General features: G+C 39.0%; 1 protein-coding gene. It reads right to left on the bottom strand.

Features of this window, described 5'->3' with window-relative positions:
- Window positions 1–53: 53 nt before the first annotated feature.
- Window positions 54–1085 (bottom strand): ISAs1 family transposase (locus tag FYJ58_RS14680; RefSeq protein ID WP_154520401.1); only part of this gene is annotated, 1032 nt, incomplete at its 5' end.

Raw genomic sequence — 1085 nt, 5'->3', positions numbered from 1 at the left:
CACGACAAACGCATGAATGAGTATCCTTTACCAATTTTGTTTTTCACTATTTTTTAAGCTTCTAAGATTTCTTCCAAGTATTGAATTGGGCGCAAGCTAATAACAAACCTTTTCTTTCTCATTGACAACTTATGTCTTGATATCTGTGCTGGTTTCAAAATACTCAGGCTCCATTTCCTTATAATATTCAAATTTTGTGCTGCCATTTTATCTATGGTCTTATTCGCGTCTTCTCGAAAGGTTACGTCTAAATGCCAATGCATACTTTCTATGCTCCAATGTCCCCTTACTGCACGACTTATCTGCTCTATATCGGCTTTCAAACTGCTTATAAAATACCGATACTCATACGTTTTTCTTCCGTCTTTCTCAATCCTTTTCTTTTCCATTCCAATACTTTTCAGCCCTTTCCACTCCTTCTTCCGACTTAACCAATGGATGTCCTCTGTCTGATAATACTCCCGTATTTCGATTTGTCCATGGGCTTTTTCCTCCGTTCTTCTATAATTCCCGCTTTTCCGAATCTCTCTTAAAAATTCTTCCTTTTCAAAATATTCCGTAACATCTTCATACATACTGCTTTGATTTTTCTTCAACGCCAGTACATAATCTGCCCGTTTCTGTCTGATTTTTTCTGCGATTGCGGTCTGAGTTCCCATGGCATCAATTGTTATAATCTGTCCTTTGATCTGTATCTGATTCAACAACTCAGGGATTGCTGTTATTTCATTACTTTTTTGCTCCACTGCCTTTTGTCCCAAACAGAACCCATCCTCTTTACTCCATGCTGAAACAACATGCGAAGGTTTTTCCTCTCCACGTTTGTTCGAACGCATGGTTTTCCCATCAATACAGATGATTTTTTTCAGTAATTCGCCATCCTTTCGATTCAGCCGTTCCTGCCATTTTCCATAAAGCTGTTGCAGAATTTCTGGTGCAATCATTCCCATCACCCGTCGAATCGTATCATGCGATGGCACCCCATTCTTCAATTCGATATACTTTCGAAGATAATCCTGATAGTTTTCTGCAAACAATGCCATTTCGACCCAATCATCTGCATTTGCAAGTGTGGCAAAAAGCAC

Source organism: Velocimicrobium porci, assembly GCF_009696045.1.
GTDB lineage: Bacteria > Bacillota > Clostridia > Lachnospirales > Lachnospiraceae > Velocimicrobium > Velocimicrobium porci.
This window is presented reverse-complemented; position numbering and strand designations above follow the sequence as displayed.